The organism is Oculatella sp. FACHB-28, assembly GCF_014696015.1.
Classification (GTDB): domain Bacteria; phylum Cyanobacteriota; class Cyanobacteriia; order Elainellales; family Elainellaceae; genus JAAUTN01.
Genome location: NZ_JACJPJ010000021.1, coordinates 52,375 through 68,245, shown reverse-complemented (window position 1 = coordinate 68,245; position 15,871 = coordinate 52,375). Strand labels below are relative to the sequence as shown.

The window sequence follows — 15,871 nt, the reverse complement described above, 5'->3', positions numbered from 1 at the left end:
TGCAAAACTGTAGTTTGAGTAAAAAGCTTCGTACTCACTTAAGGCACTGTTATAAGAAGTGATAGTTGTATTATGTTCATCTATTAATTCAGAATAACTTTGGTATAGGGATGCAGGAATACCATTTGGATATCTTTGCTCCATTGATCTAATATATGTTTCTGAAAATTTAATTTTTTGGTCTAGTCCGTTCAAGTGGGAATCCATTTTACTAAGACGAGACTCCATTTCTTTAATATTAGGAAGACTTGCATCAATTTCTCTTTTAACGCTATCGAATTGAACTTGAAGTTTTTGGTGTGAAACCACTGATAAGCCATTGCCTATAAGAAAAATAGCTAAAACAATTACAAGTCCACCCATCTGAAGGCTTCCCCTTCTGCTTAAAAGGGTTTTGTATGTTAGTCGGGTAGCAGCTTTCTTTAGTTTTTTCGGCGCTAACCAAGATAAATTCGCCTGCTTTTCTACTTCAAACTCCTGATTCCAAGCAGAGTCAAAAGTATCCTTCCGCCGTCCATAAACCTTTATTCTCTTAATCTTTCCCGATAGATTCAACTTTAGGTTTCTTACCTCTTCCTGAATCAATAGGACAACCTGCTGCTTTGGCACTTCGGTTGACTCTAGCACCACATGTAAACAACTATCTTTAAGTGAAATCTTAGCAATTATGTTGTCTGGCTGGAGCCGAAAATTTATCAAAGTAGCGATCGCTTTTATATCCCCTTGCTTTGCAAGTTCAGAAAGATGAGGTTGTGAGGCTGTCATAGGGATAAAGTGGGTTTGGTATGGCGACTTTAGCTTTTAGAGTTCCCTAGTTAGAGCTGAAATTTGAAACTGTAGGAGAACATAAAAAAGCGATCGCCAGCATAGAGAGCGATCGCCCAAGGTGTTCTATGAAAACGTAAACGCTTTGTTTACCCTGTGATTATTCCCGCTGTGCCTGACGATATTCCCAAGGGCGCTGATGATTGCCCGACCACACCCCAACCTTATTCTCCTGGGCGATCGCTTCCGCCATTCGCATCGATTCACCATTGGGGCAACCCTCCACATACTCCGGGTAAACGTAAGCCAGCCCTGCCATCAGTAGCTCTTGCTGAACAAACGTCTCTTCCTCACCGCCCCCAGAGACGAATACCTCAGCAACCTGGTGACCATAGCGATCGCGCTCTACAGGAACGATGCCGACCTCTTCCCCCTCAACCAATCCTCTCACCAGGGCTTCAGCCTTCGCCCCAAGCGGCTGCTCCGACTCCGGCGCATCAATCCCACAGAGCCGAATGGTTTCAGCCGTCTGACCCTGCTGGACTGTGAACGTGTCGCCGTCAATGACTTCCTCTGCCTGCCAGTACTCGGTATCAATCCCCTGCGATTGCCTCCAGAACTGCCACCCCACTCCTAATGAAGTCGCGATCGCACTGATCGATAACAGCACCAAAGCCCATTTGATCGGTTTCATTGCGTAGATCCCTGTCTTGTTGCGGGTGTTTTGGCGATTACAGGTTGCCTAATGTCCATTTTTCCCAATCACACGAAGGACTTTCTGTTCAACAAAAAACTTGCTCAGTTTCTTTAAGAAGTGCAGGTTGAGCAATTGCCCCTCACTGTGGCTTCTCAAGCGTCAGCCGAAAGAGTTTAGCTGAGGCTTATTCCTCGACACCCGGCTAGAAATGAGAACTGCAATGCAGAGAGAGCGGCAAATCTACGGTAAGGATAGAGAGTCATCACAATCTCTAGAGGTTCTGCCTAGCAAGGCTTCCAGAACTACGCTTTTTTCTCTGTCCTTCACGTAAATGCACTACCCCTTCCTAAATGTTGTTCCATATTTTCGATCTACAGAAAACTGGAAGTGTTTCGAGGATTTGTGATTTAACTGAATCAGCACGGCTAAGACAAAGGAGTCCAGGCTGCAAGCAGACGATCCAGGTGAGGTAATTCAGCTTTGAATTCAATCCAGTGGTACGAGCAACATGCTGCTGCTGTCATCCCGCGCTATGAGAGCCTTGAAGCAGAGGCTGTTCATCGTTGGCTGCTTGAACTCATCCCCGCTCGCCCCAGTTTGGTGCTGGACATTGGAGCCGGTAGCGGTCGGGATGCAGCCTGGTTAGCGGATCAAGGACATGAAGTAATTGCAGTTGAACCAGCGGCTGCCATGCGAGAAGAAGGGCAAAGGCTCCATCCCAGTGCCAGAATTCGCTGGATTGACGACCATCTCCCGGCGTTGCAAAAGGTTCACCGCTTGGGCATGGCATTTGACTTCATTCTCCTCAGTGCTGTCTGGATGCACATTCCATCGACTGAGCGCTCACGGGCATTCCGCAAGATAATCACCCTGCTGAAACCGGGTGGACTTTTGGCAATCACCCTACGGCATGGGGAAGCTGAAGCAGAGCGTGAGGTTTATGAGGTGAGCTGGGAAGAAATTGAACGTCTGGCACGAGAGCATGGAGCAATAATTGTCCGCAAGGTCGAGGAGTCTGATCAATTCAATCGATCGGATGTCACCTGGACGAAGATTGTGATATCCCTGCCCGATGACGGCACAGGTGCCCTGCCCCTGCTGCGACACATCATTCTGAACGACTCCAAATCGTCCACTTATAAACTGGCGCTTCTGCGAACCCTTTGCCGGATGGCAGACAGCACGGCTGGAACCGCTCACCACCTGGACGACGAGTCTGTCAGTGTTCCACTGGGACTGGTTGCCCTCTACTGGATTCGCCTGTTCAAACCTCTACTTCAGGCGGACTTGCCCCAGAGTCCAACGAACCGAGGAGCTAAAGGGTTGGGGTTTGCTGGAGAGGGATTCAGGTCACTCAGTTCTATTTCCCACCTGGACTTGCGAATCGGTGCGCGGTTCTCAGGTACAGCCGCCAAAGGTCTGCATCAGGCGTTGAAGGAAACCGTGAAAACGATCACAGAGATGCCTGCTCATTACCTGACTTACCCCAATGGCAGTCAGATCCTCAAAGTCGATCGCAGCTCCCGGCTGCTCACGCCCACTGAAATTCTGATCGATACCGCTTACCTTGCCAGCTTCGGGCAATTGCTCATCCCGAAACATATCTGGTTAGCCCTACTGCGCTTTGAGGTCTGGGTTGAGCCCGCGTTGATCGCGGAGTGGATTCGGCTGATGAAAGGATATGCATCCGGGCAGGGGCGACCCCTCAACGAAGCAGAAATTGCAGCCGCCATGACCTGGTCAGACCCGAGCCGGGATGTCACAGTCGCACGGCAACGGGCAATCGAGCTATTGAACTCCAAGGAGTTGTTCTGTGTCTGGAGCGGCAAGCGGTTAAGCGAACAATCGCTGGACATTGACCATTGTTTCCCCTGGTCAGCCTGGTCCTGTGATGACCTGTGGAACTTGCTGCCTTCTGATCGCGGGGTGAATCAACACCAGAAGCGCGATCGCCTGCCAGGTGCCAAAGTTTTGCGCTCTGCCCAGGAACGGGTTCAATTCTGGTGGGATGCAGCTTATCTTCAAGCGATTAATCCCCTGATACCTGTACGTTTTACTAGTGAAGCGCGTGCCAGCCTGCCGGGGCTATTTGACGTAGCCCATTCATTCACCCTGGACGATCTCTTTACAGGCATGATGATGCAGCAGGTAAGACTGAAGCACGATCAGCAGGTGCCAGAATGGACAGGTTAGACTGCTTTCTCTCAGGTATTTGTCCTCCTTTGGGAACGATAGTGAATGGGATCATAGCTTTGCGTTCATGCTGAATGATTGATAATGACAACCTTTGTTGCTCTAGACTTTGAAACGGCAGATAACGGCAGGGATAGTGCCTGTTCTGTCGGATTAATTCGCGTGGAGAACGACCAGATTGTGCAACGGGTGCATCATCTGATTCGTCCACCTCGGTCAACCTTTCGGTTCACCTCCATTCATGGCATTGCGTGGTGTCATGTTGCGGATCAACCTTCCTTTGGTGAATTGTGGAATTCTATCTCTCCGATTCTGCATGATGCAGATTTTTTAGCAGCCCATAATGCTCCCTTTGATAAAGGTGTTCTGTACGCCTGCTGTGATGCTTATGGAATTTCTCGACCCCCGCAACCTTTTATCTGCACCGTTCAACTTGCTCGGAGAACCTGGGACATTCGCCCTACTAGACTGCCTAATGTTTGTGAGTATTTGAGAATTCAGTTGGATCACCACGAAGCTTTGTCGGATGCAGAAGCTTGTGCCCGAATTGTGATTTCAGCCCATCAACCGCAGAGGACTTGTCATGATAAAACAGTCATCTCCTGCTCACTGTGTAGCGCTAAGCTGCGTGTTCCTGTGTGTAGACGAGGTGATGTTCAATGTCCTCGATGCAGTGGAACATTCTTTGCGGAAACGTAATTCTTCAATCAACCCAAGTTGTTCTTATGGGTAATCAGCAGGATAGCTGCTTCGGCATTTCTCTAGTTTATTGAAGAACGTTTCTAACCATTAGGTAAAGCGCTCGCCCGTGAGCTAATGGAGGAAGGTGCCAAATCAGCAGTCTTTTAGAGGTTTAGCATGATGGCATAAACACATCCAAACTCAAGCTATGACGGCTCCACCTTCCACCTCCAGTACTGTTCATCTTCTTAGTTTTGAAGGGATTGAAGTGCGGAATCTGGCTGGCTCTGTACAGGTGTTCAGTATGGCTGTTTCGTTGGGAGCAACGTACTCGCTGCGCTTCTGCGTCAACACATCCGGGGTTCGCTCAACACAAGCGTTGGTTTCCAGGGGAGCTTAAACCTCGCGGCGCATTGCCTGCAAATTATTAGACCTCCATTGGAAAAATTTCCTCAGAAGCATCTGCATAATGTTTATATATTGTCTCTGGAGAATTGCCAACCCATTTAGCCAGTGAAATGACAACATTTTTGGGACCCGCAAAAAGTTGCAGTGTAATAAACGTATGTCTGCAGGCGTAGAACCTTAAGTAAGTACGAAGCTTCCCCTCGTTCGCGAGTTGCAGAACGATTCCAATTTTTCCGTTGTGGTTAGCGGCTCCCCAAATTCTAGCTAGAGACCGGATTTTGACGCGATCTCCATTACGCCACGTAAATACTAAATCATCAGGTTTTGCATCTGTTGGTTGAATTGAGCGCAACAGATCAAACAATCTTGGATCTCGAATCGGAAATTTTCGTTTCACGCCGGTTTTCGTACACTTTATTTCATTTCCTTCAGGGCTATAGGCTCTTGAGAATGTAATTCTTCCGGTACAGGTTTTCAAATCCAAAAATATATCCTTCCACCGGACCTCACAGGCTTCCCCTGGACGACATCCTGTAAGAAATAAGAAGCGTAGAAAAGGAACTATGAAGGAGTAGGTTGACTGTAGAAAAGCTTGAAGTATTATTTCTCGCTCTTCTGCCGAAAATGCACGGCAGTCTTCAAATTCCTCAGGATCAGTATCCTCGCGCTCACCTGGCACAAAGCCTTTCTTGGGCTTACGTTCGCCCTTTGGTAATTTTTTTGCTTCTATCAATATTCCGATGAAAGGATTGCGCTCGCCAAAAGGAGATCGTCCAAGCACAATTGCCCAATCCGTTGCGTCTTTCATGAACGAAAAAAAATCTTCGGCAGTGCTAGCTGCACGATTTTTTTTCGTCCAGTTGAAGAGCTCGTTAGGATCTGTAGTTTGCGATTCGGTCAAGATATTAGAAAAAAGTCGCCTTTTACTTTTTAGAGTTGATTGCGCAAGCACTTTAAAGTCCAAACGCTTTTCAATCAACTCGCTCAGAGAAAAGGGCTTTTCCGATTGGATCGCTTCTTTTTGCTTTTTCAGACCATACTTTGCCAAAGACTTGTCAAAATGACCTGCTAAAGCATCAAGGATCATCTCTCGGATTACTCCCTCCGCTTTGATCCGGTTTTCGGGTGTGTTCTCCAATTGTGCTGAGATCCGGTATTGTTCTTGGTTAAACAGTTCTCTTGAAAGCTTTCGGGAAAAGCTATACTGCAAGATTCCGTTTCTGGTTGGAAGCGTGATTTTGGACATACTTATATTTAGTGAGCAAAACAAGGGGTATTTTTTGCCATAAAAGAACGCTTGCAGCATCGTACTGCCGTCATTGGTGTTAATGACTGCTTGAGGAATACAATTTAAAAGAAGAGGGTACCTCTTCTCACAAGTTAGTTTCTTTGCCATAAATGTACCTCTTGTGCCTTAGATAGCACAAGTTAATTTTTGTTACTTCGTAAAACAAAATTCTTTTGAGTCAACTTGTCGTTAGTTTCCTACGTGAGTACAAGCACTCCCCCTAAATCATTGTTGGACGTTTGGAAGTTGTACGTGTCCGAGATTCAGGCTAATCAACCTGAGAAGCAGGCTCGCACTAAATTGACTCAAACGAAAACAGCTTTAATCCGCTACACCCTACCTGAATGGGGATTACCAGCGTTTCAAAGCAACAAAGTAACTGAGTTTGAGACAGAGCGGGCTCTTAGCTTAATGGGACGAATTGGTTTAGAGCAGCTTCGGAACGCTTTACAGGCACAGCAGCAAGTGTTTGAACAGCAGCAAGTACCCGATAGGATTCGTCGAACTTACCGCTCTGCGCTCAAGCAGTTTCTCGTCTGGTGTCATCAGCAGAAGTGGTATGAGGAGCAATTACCTCCTCATACCACTTTTATTGATGGCAACAGGCGACATAAGCGTTCAGCTCGAGAGCTGCACACCCAAAAGAAATATACTGATGGTACTGGAGAACTCCTCCAACCATATCGCTATGGGCTTGGAGCAGTCGTAGGAGATGTGATTAGTGAAACTCTACAGAAGGAGATCGCAGAGTTTCATTTGTTTCGGTTGAACTCACCACGACAGGTATTTCAACCCGCCTTTCAACCCTCAACTCTTGAAAGGGAAGTTGCAGGCATTCGTCTAATTTTAGGATGGCTACATCGAATTCAAGGAGTTCCACAAGAAGATTTAAGCCTCACCCGCCTTGTACATCCTGTTAAGTTAATTCATGCCAGTGACAAGACAGCTTTTGAAGAATCATATGAAGAGGCAACAGAGAGAGCGCAAGAAAGTGTTGCTTTAGCCTACAGCTACATCCAATGGCTAAAAGCAGAACCTAAGCAAGGTGGAAGGGGACTAAATACCCAACGGGTTGAGTTGTCAAATCTCAAAATTTTTAGATCCATTGCTTGGTTTGTTCACTACAACCAGATACCGCGTAATGAACCCTTACCACCTAGGGAGTGGTTTGAGAAAATTCCAGTCATTCAAGCTTTTGATGCAGAAATTGCTACGTGGCAAGCTCAAGTAGCTCAAAAGGCTACGTCTCAATCAGCAAGATCGGATTCTGTAGAAACGATGTCAACATGGGCAGAAGTCTTGGCGGTTGTTGAAATGTTGCGAGCAGAATGTGTTGAACGGCTAGAAGTTGAGAGACAAACACGCAAACAGCGGATTGGCTTGGGGCCAGTCCGATCCCTATCAGCGATTGCACAAAGCTACCAACGTTTCCTGCTTTGCGCCTTAATGACTTACGTTCCACCACAGCGACAACACTTCTACAGAGATTTGCTAGTTGCCCCTATCAACTCATCACACATTCAGGAATGTAGCGGTTATCTGATCACAGATAGCGGAAAATGGTACATTTGCGTCCTTGGCAGAAATGGCAAGTTTATTGATTCTCCTGATTATCAATTCATAATCCCGAATATCCAGTACGGAAAAGATTGTTGCTTCTATCATTACTTAAGCAGGTGGCTGAATGAGTACACATATTTAGATGAACGAGACGAACTACAAAGCAAGAAAGGTCTTAGATCAACTTTTCAACCTCAACATCCATATCTATTTACGAAAAGAAATGGCAAGAAATACGAGAATCCTACAGATTTAAGCCATTTTATTCGCGATATTTTCCTTCGAATAACTGGCAAACTAGTCAGCCCTCACCAGGTTAGACTGCTATTTGCAAGAGATATCTTGTCCAAAGCGGTCGTTTCAAGGAAGTATGATAAAGCTTTAGATAATCTAGAAACAGCAGAAGTTATTAGCAAAGCAGCTGAGCTAGCGGTACAAGCTTCAGTACATCTGAACTGTTAATCTTTCTACCAACAACTGCTGGCATTTGCTGCATTATCCAAACAAGCTAAAGAGATTGCTTCAGTAGACTCATTGCCGTGATCTTGCGCCCACAAACGTAGACTTATAGGAGTTCAACAAGCATTTGACCGAAAATATTGGGCTCAATTTGTACTCAAATCCTGAAACTTCCTGGGTAAGGCAAGAAGCTACACTAACGACGGAACAAGCATTTCGGTGAATTACGGTAAAACTCATTAAAACCCATTCAGTAATAGCAAACTAGAAAATCCTGAATACTAGGGCGAACTGGAATTATTTTCTTGTGTGTTGATTAAACTCTTGCCGTATGGCAGTTCTGAAATGAAAAGATGGCAAAGATTTTCAGAATGTACCCAATTTGTACTCAGATTTAAGTTGTGGCAAGACGTATTCCGCCTAATTACAAAGTAGCTGAAAGCTTTTAACAATACCCATGCATTACATCTAGTCAGTGCACAAAAATTGTACAAGCAACTTCTAAATTTAATGGGTAAAGTGCTTAAATTTAGATAGCACATGCTAGATTAGCGGTGTAATTATCTACGACCCGAAAAGACCCGTAAGAGTAAAAGCTTTAAGAGAAGGGGCTATAAGCTTTTTCATCTGTGTCCCACCCCTTAACCAAGGGTAAGCAAGATTGCTAGCAAAAGATCAGTAATTACCAAATTTTCAGTTACACCCTTGCTTCCTGCTAGCTTTTGCTAAATCAACTCAAATACTTCTTTCCCAACTATGACTAACCCTCCTCAAATCGGTTTTAGGATCAGCCCTGAGCTTCATGAATCATTCAAGGCGAAGGTAGAAGCAGAAAATTCTACGGTAACAAAAGTGCTGACAGAGCTGATCAATCAGTATCTTGCAGCCGATAAAATAGAAGCGCAAAGCCCATCAGCATCTAGCAGAACGACTACTTCCTCAGCGCCACACTTAAACTCAGCCGAGAGCTACCAGCACAGCTACAGAGTTGATAACTTGGAGCGGCTTGTTGTATCAATGTTAGATACCTCCGCGCTAGCAAATCGAATCGCTTCGCTAGAAATTCGGCTTTTGGATGCTATCAAGCTGTTGGAACGCTACACTCTGACAGCAGACAATTCTTGGCAAGTAACAGCCTCTACTAGACAAACGCCCTCTAATCAGGCAGCTTCAGCTGACAACAGTGCTCTTCAATCACGTTTAACGGAAGTCGAAAATCAGCTAGCGAATCAACAGCAGTTGCTAAGCAAGCAGATTGAACAGCAACTAGCTGATTTGTTAGCAGATATTAAAGATCAGTTAGCAGATCAGCTAACTCACCAGAATGAGCAGGCACGTAATCTAGAACAGTCCTTCACAGATCAGCAGTCTGAATTCACGGCAGCACTGACTGAAGTGGAATCTCGTCTGAGCGATCGCCTCAACCAACATGCCGCTCAATTTACAATACTTAATCAAGTAATAACGAACTTGCAAAATTCTTCGCAGCCTTCTGCTCAAAAATCAACTTCTAAGCAGCAGGCAGGTGAGGCTCCTAACACAAACTCTAAACCAAATTCTTCTGCAAAAAACAAAGAAGCAGATGTCTCTCATTCTCAACCATCACAGTCTTCAGTCAATGCTGAAATCGACGTGGAAGACGGATATGTTGTGGTCAACGGAGTTCGCAAACGTCTGCTTCTACCAAAAGAAGCAATGAAGATTGCAAAAGAACATGGGTTCGAAGGTGACGACCAAGCGCTTGCAAAATTATCCCGGCCACGGATCAGACCTGAAACTTATGCCCGTTATGGGCTAGGAGTAGTTCCAGAGCTAAGGGGTGGAAGAGGTACTCGAAAAGCTTGGTACTACGAGATCTGATCCTTCAATGCCATGATTAGATTTGGACATCCATGTTTTAGACTCCTACATCCTCTTCAAACTTGACATCAGAATTCATAGCTCTTGGATACGGTGCCAAGCTATTCAACTGACGATCATTGCGTTCGAGTTGCCAATGCCTCATTACAGCGTCCAATATGCCACTGCCATAAGGGCTTGCGGCTACCGGGTACGCTTGCATCTCGACAGTGATATCCCTGCATAAATTTTCCTTGTTGCCTAAGATGCCGTAATTGCTCTGGTAATAGCCCCAGCCGTTTTGCCGCTCGTTGTGTCGGCAACCACTCACATAATGGATCTAGCTGATCCCGTAGGGCGCACTCATCGCAAACTAAACTTAGGTCTACATCTTGTAAAGTTACACATTCTTCTAGTTCAATTTCTTCTATGTGAGCAAGATCTAGATTAATATCGTAATTCCAACAGTTGTTGTAAAACCATATTCCCACGATCCTTCCAGTCAATTGATACAAGTTCCCTTGTTCCTCCAATGACCAGCGGACACGTTCACCAAAATGGAACTGCGGTTCTGTAAATCCGCCACTCGACGGGACTGCAATATACCAAATGTGGGATGAGCTGTTGTTGAAAGCTTTTTCCATTAGGTCATCACTGCAAGTCTATCGGTAGCCATTGAGTTAGCTAGTCACAAAGCGAGTACTAGAGGAAGGGAAAGAATCAGAATAGTTGCTATAGATTTGCTCCAGGATGCCCATACAACTGATTTGCCAGTTCCATCAACCCCTCTCCCGCTAATTCAATCAGCCGTTCAGGTAGGTTTTCGGTTGCAACAAAAATGCTGCCGTCATCATCCACCACAAACTCTAGAGACTCCGCCGTCACGAGAAAAGGAAACCACTCTCCCTTCACCTGATAAGGAGGTTGAACTTGCCCAACATCAACAACGCACACTTCCGTTAGCGGAAAAGCAAACAACCCCTCGATCGCACCTCGTAGCCCGACCTCTGTTACCTCAAACGGCACTTGAGATTGACTGATCAACCTCCTTCGCTCCCCCAGTCGCTGCATCTCCCTCGACTGTTTCAACCGCTCGCCCAACTCGGCGATTTCTCTGGCAGGAAACTTTAACGTCCTTCGCACACTCGCTAAGTAGGAATCGAAGTTGAACTGCACACTATCCTCCTGCAATCTCCCCTGCACCCCCTTTTGGACAATGGCGATCGCTGTTTCTAATAAATTCGCTTCCTGATCACCTTCACTCTCCCGTGATAGGCTTCGCATCTGCTCGCGTACCAGTTCGACCAGGCTCAACTCCAGAGCGCTACTGTGCTGCTCGACCTCTCGCTGCATCAGGCAACGGGCGATCGCCACGACGTTCTGCAACACAAACTCTTCCTGAGACAACACCTTGACTCTCATACGCCCACCTCTGTCAGGTAGCAATAGTATTGGCTCTCGCTGATTAATGCCGTGCCTACCAATATCCCCACGACCGGTTGAGCATCTAACTCAGCACAAGCAGATGTATAAGCTGCCATCCGCATCAACTCTTCCTCAATCACCTGCTTAACCTCAGCAATAGACTGAGTCGTTGCCTTGGACTCCACCAGATAGATCTTGCCGTCGCCCTCCATCACAATATCGGGATAGTCGTGATTGGGGCGGGCAAGCTTGCGGCAGCGGTAGAGCCGCTGGGTCAGGAATCCCGCAATCCCCTCTCCAATCCCTGCCACGGCACTCTTATTCGGAGCCACCACCTTATTCTCGGTGCGGCTATAGAACAAGGGAGGATAGCCCGGTTCCAAGAAAGCCCCACAGGAATAAGTAAACCAGTACTGCAGTTCCTCCAGTGGTCGATAGACCAACTGTTCAGAATACTTAGTGATCATCCGTTTCAAGAGGTTCTCCTCAATCTGCAAGGGAGCAGCTAAGCTGTAGCTCATTTGCTTAACCGCAAGTCGGGACTGCAACTGGAAGCGCATCGTATACCTGCTCGCCGCCGCTTTAGCGAGAGACTGTTCGAGCGAGGAGATTTGGCAACAGCGACGTTCTAGATGGATTTGAATCGGCATAGGGTGGAGGATGAGAATAAGCGAATAACCTTCACACTAGGTTTCTAGACTTCCACAACGCAAACCTTCCCTATCACGGTGACGGTTTTTTCCCATTGGTGCGGAGCATCGGGCAAAGATGTCGCCTGAGAGCGAGGGGAATCTTGTAGTATTTCTCCCAAAGCAAATCCATCTCCGCAAGCCGACGTAAGTAGAGAGGCTCAGGCGGGCGGTAGTTGCCCGACCCGGCAAACCAGCGGTCTACTGTGGGTTGAGAGCAGCCACAGATCTGCGCCATCTGAGCATGAGTGACATCCCACTTCGCATAGAAATCAAGATGGGACATCTGCAGCTTGCAGTGGGTGTAGAAATGGAACAGTCTTAGTTCATGCTGTCCCAAGTTGCGAGGGCTCATCGTTGTTCTTCCAAAGCAACAGCAGTGGGCTGAATGAGGGCGAGGGTTGTTAGGGAAATCCTGGCAAGCGAAGGTCGTCCTCCCAGGCTAGGTCAGCTTGAACCCAGGCACGAGAGGGACTAGCAGGGGAGAGGAGAATAAGATATCGCCATGACCAAGCTTTCAGGTGACTGGCTGGGGCATATTGCAATCCAACAATGGTGCCAAAGTCTTGACTGGGTAGAGGATGCCAGCAGACCTGGTCTCCTAGATTGAACTTAGGCGCAGAGGTACTGTGTGGAAACTTCTCGGGTAGGGGTAAAGAGAACTCGGTAGATGAGGTTAGGGTTTCTGCCATAACAATCTGCTTGTATCAATAGGTGATGCCGATGTAGTTCAGGTAACGATCTCAAAGCTCTGCTGTCATTAAATCGGTGAGCTTTTGTCAGCTTCATTCTTCTCTGGCTCAGACCGTCCTTGCGATCGCATAGTGATGGCCCTCAGCCTTCACGCTTGCCTCATTGCCATACACAATTCCAACGATTCTCCCGTAGTCGAAGCTGGGCACACAACACCTGTACTGTCCTAGTTGAAATTTGGGTGGTGGATCTTCCGGCAACTCGTTCGGGAGGGAAGCGGGCGGGAGAGATCTGTTTGTTCACAGAACTTAGCCTCACACAAAGGAATAGCATATAATCAGCATAAATAGCATAGTATTAGTGCTAATAAGATGCAATCAATCTTTTTTTAGCACGAAGGAGCTAATATTTGCTGGAGGATCTATGCTGCCTGAAATGAGCAAACGTACAACGATCACCCTGCCTGACTCCATCTTTGATGACCTCGAAGTATGGGCAGAAGGCGAGGGAAGACCAACAGCCAACCTCGCTGCATTTCTTGTAGAAATTGCAGTGAAGGAAAAGTTTCGGGAAAAATACCTCCCGAAAAAGGAAAAGGAAAAGTAAGGCTACTAGCGGCTGGAATGATTGTTGAAATTCTGAGCCTTTTTGAGCTTTTTTGATCCTCAAAAACCTATATCTAGGGGGTAGACTCAATAAAATAACGGGAAGGCACTACTAAATAGTTCTTTTGTACTATTGCGTGACGTGCCAGATTCGTAGTTAAAGGTTCGTTATTGATAGGAGTAGGAAGTTGATAAGGAGGGTGCCCAAAAACGTTTGAACCCCCAACTGTTGGTACCAGTCAGGGGTCGCACGAAGTATTCATTGAAGTCACCGAGTTTATGGCACACAAGCGGTGAGGTAAGCGTGGAAAACTTTCTGCCGCTGTGTTGATCGGTATGTATCCTGGACAAGCCTATTAGGCAAATCCATCGTTGCATGACGAGATTTTGCCATGCAAGTAAATATTAGCATTTTGGGATCAAGTTGCAAGTCCCAGTAAGATTCTTTATGCAATTTTTGCTTGTCTGGTAAGCAACTCCGGTGACTTTTTAACTCGCTACAACCAAAAGTCACTCATCGGAGATTCTTATGAGAAACGTTTTCTCCTTGCTTAATTGGCGGGGAGGTGAATCATGATCGCCTCCCCTGCACAACGCCCTGTTCCACAACGCTTCGAGTTCGTTCGGGAGTGGAACGACGATTTTCTTCAACTTTTCCCCCATCGCGGTGATTACCTCTGGGCAGAACACCCTGAGCCAGGTAAACGCCCGCAGTGGAAGACTGAAAGTCGACATCTTTTGAGCGATCGCACCATCCAGCAGGGAGCCTATCTGTTCGGTGTGCGGTTTGGGGCGCTCACTCAATACCTCATGTTCGACATCGACATTCGTAGCGACTACCACCCTCAACAAGATCCCTTTGCAATCTGGAATATGGTTGAGGCACTAGAGCCATTGGGATTAGCCAGCTTCGTTGCCGTCACCAGCTCCAGCAGTGGTGGGCTGCATCTCTACTTCCCGTTTGAAGAAGCCCAGGCTTCGTGGGCGCTCGCCCTGGCTGCAAAAACGTTGCTGAAGAACAAAGGGTTTAAGTTTCAGGGAGGGCAGCTTGAAATCTTCCCGAATCCTAAGCCCTACTCTGACGCTCAAACGAACTACACCGGACACAGACTACCGCTCCAGCAGGGGGCTTATCTGCTCAATCAGGAGTGGGAGCGGGTTTTCACCACCCAGACTGCTTTTGTTCAGCAGTGGCGGTTTGCTCAGCGCAAGAACTCCGTATCTCGGCAGAACATTGATCTCGTTGTACAGGTTGCCCAACGCAAAACTTACAGCAGAAAGCTAAAGGTATCTGGACAGAAGTATTACAGTGACCTTTGCAACGACATTGACGGAGGCTTTACCGATTCAGGACAGACTCAACCTCTCTTTGCGAAAGTTGCGAATCGGGAGCGGGTGTTCTATCACGCCATCTATGGAGGTAAACCTTTAGAGGGCGAGACTTTAGCCCATAGAATTGCTGAAGTAATCCGTTCCCTTCCTGGGTTTGAGGAGTTCTGTGGACACCAGCATGAGGTGGATCAACTCGCTAGAGCCTGGGCACGGGCAGCCGAGCGGCGGTATTACCCGTATGGCTCAAAGAAACCCCTGCCTTCAGGAGGCGATCGCAATCCCTTGGAGCCGGAAGAACTAACGCCAAATCAAAAGCGAGCACAGGATGCCAAAGAGCGAATCCGACAGGCGATCGCCAATCTGCTTGAGAAGAATGCTTTACCAGTCCAGGCAACTGCTCGGAGAAATGCTATTCGAGGCTATGGAATTGCTAATAAAACACTGGATAAAAACCGGAATTTGTGGCACCCAGAATCCCTAAATTCTTTACCTGAAGCAGAATACCACCCGATCGAACCAAATTTGGAGGATTCAAATTGTTCAGAATCCTTACCAAGAGAGGAATACCACACGATCGCTACCAATAAGCTTTTATCTCCGCCTTCTCCTGCGCCTCATGCGCAAGGAGAAGCGGGAACTGATTTCCAGGCTGTTGGGGGGGCTGGGGGGGGATCCGCAGGTAATCCTTCCGATGATTCCCAATCCACCCCGGAGCCACAATTCGCCGAAGCTCCCGGTAGTTCAGCTACTAAACCAGGACCAGCACTGATTCGGGAGATTTTGAGCAAGATTGCTACTAAGAGCCAGCAATCTAAGCAACGGAGTTGTTCCACTCAACCTTCACCAGACGAGAATTATTTCCGCCAGGTACAGCAGCGGAGTGGCGATCGCCCTAGTCTGATTCAAGAAGACTTTGTTCAGCAGTCTCTCGAGTTGTCGGGGCTAAGTTCTTCTCCGCCTTCTTTTCCTCCTCGCAGTCACGACACTCCTTTACAAGCGTTTGTATCAGGAGATCAAACTGCTTCCCCAGCCGAATCCGGGGGGTGTGTTTTGAATGCAATTGAGGTTGAAATCGCTCGGTTGGATTGGACTCCTGAACTGGAATCTATTTGGATTGCTCAACACTTCAGTGGAAAAACGCGGAGTGAACTGAGTTTAGGAGAGTTAGTTCTCCTACTGCGACAATTGAAACAGTTACATCGAAGTTATTGAGAATGAGCTTTGTTTAGCATCAGAA

The 15,871-nt window shown here is 47.1% G+C and carries 13 protein-coding genes and 1 pseudogene; 6 read left to right on the top strand and 8 right to left on the bottom strand.

The features are described from left to right. Both H6F88_RS01180 and H6F88_RS01175 read right to left on the bottom strand, forming a co-directional pair. Positions 1 to 765: pseudogene (locus tag H6F88_RS01180) on the bottom strand (hypothetical protein); the annotation flags it as partial. 160 nt (positions 766 to 925) lie between these two features. Next, a complete protein-coding gene (locus tag H6F88_RS01175; protein ID WP_190640923.1) occupies positions 926 to 1,459 on the bottom strand; it encodes a thermonuclease family protein in 534 nt (177 codons plus the stop codon). Between the two features lie 483 nt (positions 1,460 to 1,942). Between H6F88_RS01175 and H6F88_RS01170 the strand changes: the two genes are divergently transcribed. Both H6F88_RS01170 and H6F88_RS01165 read left to right on the top strand, forming a co-directional pair. Next, positions 1,943 to 3,655 carry a class I SAM-dependent methyltransferase gene (locus tag H6F88_RS01170; RefSeq protein ID WP_190640922.1) on the top strand — a complete coding sequence of 571 codons (1,713 nt, stop codon included), beginning with the start codon at positions 1,943 to 1,945 and terminating at the stop codon, positions 3,653 to 3,655. A gap of 84 nt (positions 3,656 to 3,739) precedes the next feature. Continuing rightward, on the top strand, positions 3,740 to 4,354 hold the full coding sequence (locus H6F88_RS01165) for a 3'-5' exonuclease (RefSeq protein ID WP_190640921.1): 615 nt from the start codon (positions 3,740 to 3,742) through the stop codon (positions 4,352 to 4,354). A gap of 409 nt (positions 4,355 to 4,763) precedes the next feature. Here the strand turns inward: H6F88_RS01165 and H6F88_RS01160 are convergent, their stop codons facing one another. After that, positions 4,764 to 6,140 (bottom strand): tyrosine-type recombinase/integrase, encoded by a 1,377-nt coding sequence (locus H6F88_RS01160; RefSeq protein WP_190640920.1) that lies wholly within the window; start codon positions 6,138 to 6,140, stop codon positions 4,764 to 4,766. Between the two features lie 357 nt (positions 6,141 to 6,497). Between H6F88_RS01160 and H6F88_RS01155 the strand changes: the two genes are divergently transcribed. Both H6F88_RS01155 and H6F88_RS01150 read left to right on the top strand, forming a co-directional pair. Beyond that, the gene (locus tag H6F88_RS01155; protein WP_190640919.1) at positions 6,498 to 8,054 is read left to right on the top strand and encodes a hypothetical protein; all 1,557 of its coding nucleotides are present in this window, start codon (positions 6,498 to 6,500) and stop codon (positions 8,052 to 8,054) included. 753 nt (positions 8,055 to 8,807) lie between these two features. Next, positions 8,808 to 9,911, top strand: a complete 1,104-nt coding sequence (locus tag H6F88_RS01150) for a hypothetical protein (protein ID WP_190640918.1) — start codon at positions 8,808 to 8,810, stop codon at positions 9,909 to 9,911. A 116-nt stretch (positions 9,912 to 10,027) separates the two neighbouring features. On the opposite strand, the gene H6F88_RS01145 is transcribed toward H6F88_RS01150, so the two are convergent. The 5 genes from H6F88_RS01145 to H6F88_RS01125 form a co-directional block, all read right to left on the bottom strand. Then, positions 10,028 to 10,534 (bottom strand): hypothetical protein, encoded by a 507-nt coding sequence (locus H6F88_RS01145; protein ID WP_190640917.1) that lies wholly within the window; start codon positions 10,532 to 10,534, stop codon positions 10,028 to 10,030. Between the two features lie 88 nt (positions 10,535 to 10,622). Further along, positions 10,623 to 11,312 carry a hypothetical protein gene (locus H6F88_RS01140; protein WP_190640916.1) on the bottom strand — a complete coding sequence of 230 codons (690 nt, stop codon included), beginning with the start codon at positions 11,310 to 11,312 and terminating at the stop codon, positions 10,623 to 10,625. Further along, positions 11,309 to 11,965, bottom strand: coding sequence for a hypothetical protein (locus H6F88_RS01135; RefSeq protein ID WP_190640915.1), 657 nt, complete (start codon positions 11,963 to 11,965; stop codon positions 11,309 to 11,311). Before H6F88_RS01135 ends, H6F88_RS01140 begins: the two co-directional genes overlap by 4 nt. 73 nt (positions 11,966 to 12,038) lie before the next feature. Beyond that, entirely contained in the window at positions 12,039 to 12,359 is a 321-nt protein-coding gene (locus tag H6F88_RS01130) for a helix-turn-helix transcriptional regulator (protein WP_206756416.1), read from the bottom strand. A 49-nt stretch (positions 12,360 to 12,408) separates the two neighbouring features. Next, the gene (locus H6F88_RS01125) at positions 12,409 to 12,696 is read right to left on the bottom strand and encodes a hypothetical protein (protein WP_190640913.1); all 288 of its coding nucleotides are present in this window, start codon (positions 12,694 to 12,696) and stop codon (positions 12,409 to 12,411) included. 424 nt (positions 12,697 to 13,120) lie between these two features. Between H6F88_RS01125 and H6F88_RS01120 the strand changes: the two genes are divergently transcribed. Both H6F88_RS01120 and H6F88_RS01115 read left to right on the top strand, forming a co-directional pair. Continuing rightward, positions 13,121 to 13,303 carry a hypothetical protein gene (locus tag H6F88_RS01120; protein WP_199318517.1) on the top strand — a complete coding sequence of 61 codons (183 nt, stop codon included), beginning with the start codon at positions 13,121 to 13,123 and terminating at the stop codon, positions 13,301 to 13,303. Positions 13,304 to 13,875: 572 nt separating this feature from the next. Then, positions 13,876 to 15,846, top strand: a complete 1,971-nt coding sequence (locus H6F88_RS01115; RefSeq protein WP_190640912.1) for a hypothetical protein — start codon at positions 13,876 to 13,878, stop codon at positions 15,844 to 15,846. Positions 15,847 to 15,871: the final 25 nt, after the last annotated feature.

What these genes read in the sequence shown, in the direction of transcription:
- H6F88_RS01115 (WP_190640912.1), top strand. Translation starts at nt 13,876, where the DNA reads ATGATCGCCTCCCCTGCACAACGCCCTGTTCCACAACGCTTCGAGTTC.
- H6F88_RS01125 (WP_190640913.1), bottom strand. Translation starts at nt 12,696, where the DNA reads ATGGCAGAAACCCTAACCTCATCTACCGAGTTCTCTTTACCCCTACCC.
- H6F88_RS01135 (WP_190640915.1), bottom strand. Translation starts at nt 11,965, where the DNA reads ATGCCGATTCAAATCCATCTAGAACGTCGCTGTTGCCAAATCTCCTCG.
- H6F88_RS01165 (WP_190640921.1), top strand. Translation starts at nt 3,740, where the DNA reads ATGACAACCTTTGTTGCTCTAGACTTTGAAACGGCAGATAACGGCAGG.
- H6F88_RS01150 (WP_190640918.1), top strand. Translation starts at nt 8,808, where the DNA reads ATGACTAACCCTCCTCAAATCGGTTTTAGGATCAGCCCTGAGCTTCAT.
- H6F88_RS01145 (WP_190640917.1), bottom strand. Translation starts at nt 10,534, where the DNA reads ATGGAAAAAGCTTTCAACAACAGCTCATCCCACATTTGGTATATTGCA.
- H6F88_RS01120 (WP_199318517.1), top strand. Translation starts at nt 13,121, where the DNA reads ATGCTGCCTGAAATGAGCAAACGTACAACGATCACCCTGCCTGACTCC.
- H6F88_RS01140 (WP_190640916.1), bottom strand. Translation starts at nt 11,312, where the DNA reads ATGAGAGTCAAGGTGTTGTCTCAGGAAGAGTTTGTGTTGCAGAACGTC.
- H6F88_RS01175 (WP_190640923.1), bottom strand. Translation starts at nt 1,459, where the DNA reads ATGAAACCGATCAAATGGGCTTTGGTGCTGTTATCGATCAGTGCGATC.
- H6F88_RS01160 (WP_190640920.1), bottom strand. Translation starts at nt 6,140, where the DNA reads ATGGCAAAGAAACTAACTTGTGAGAAGAGGTACCCTCTTCTTTTAAAT.
- H6F88_RS01130 (WP_206756416.1), bottom strand. Translation starts at nt 12,359, where the DNA reads ATGAGCCCTCGCAACTTGGGACAGCATGAACTAAGACTGTTCCATTTC.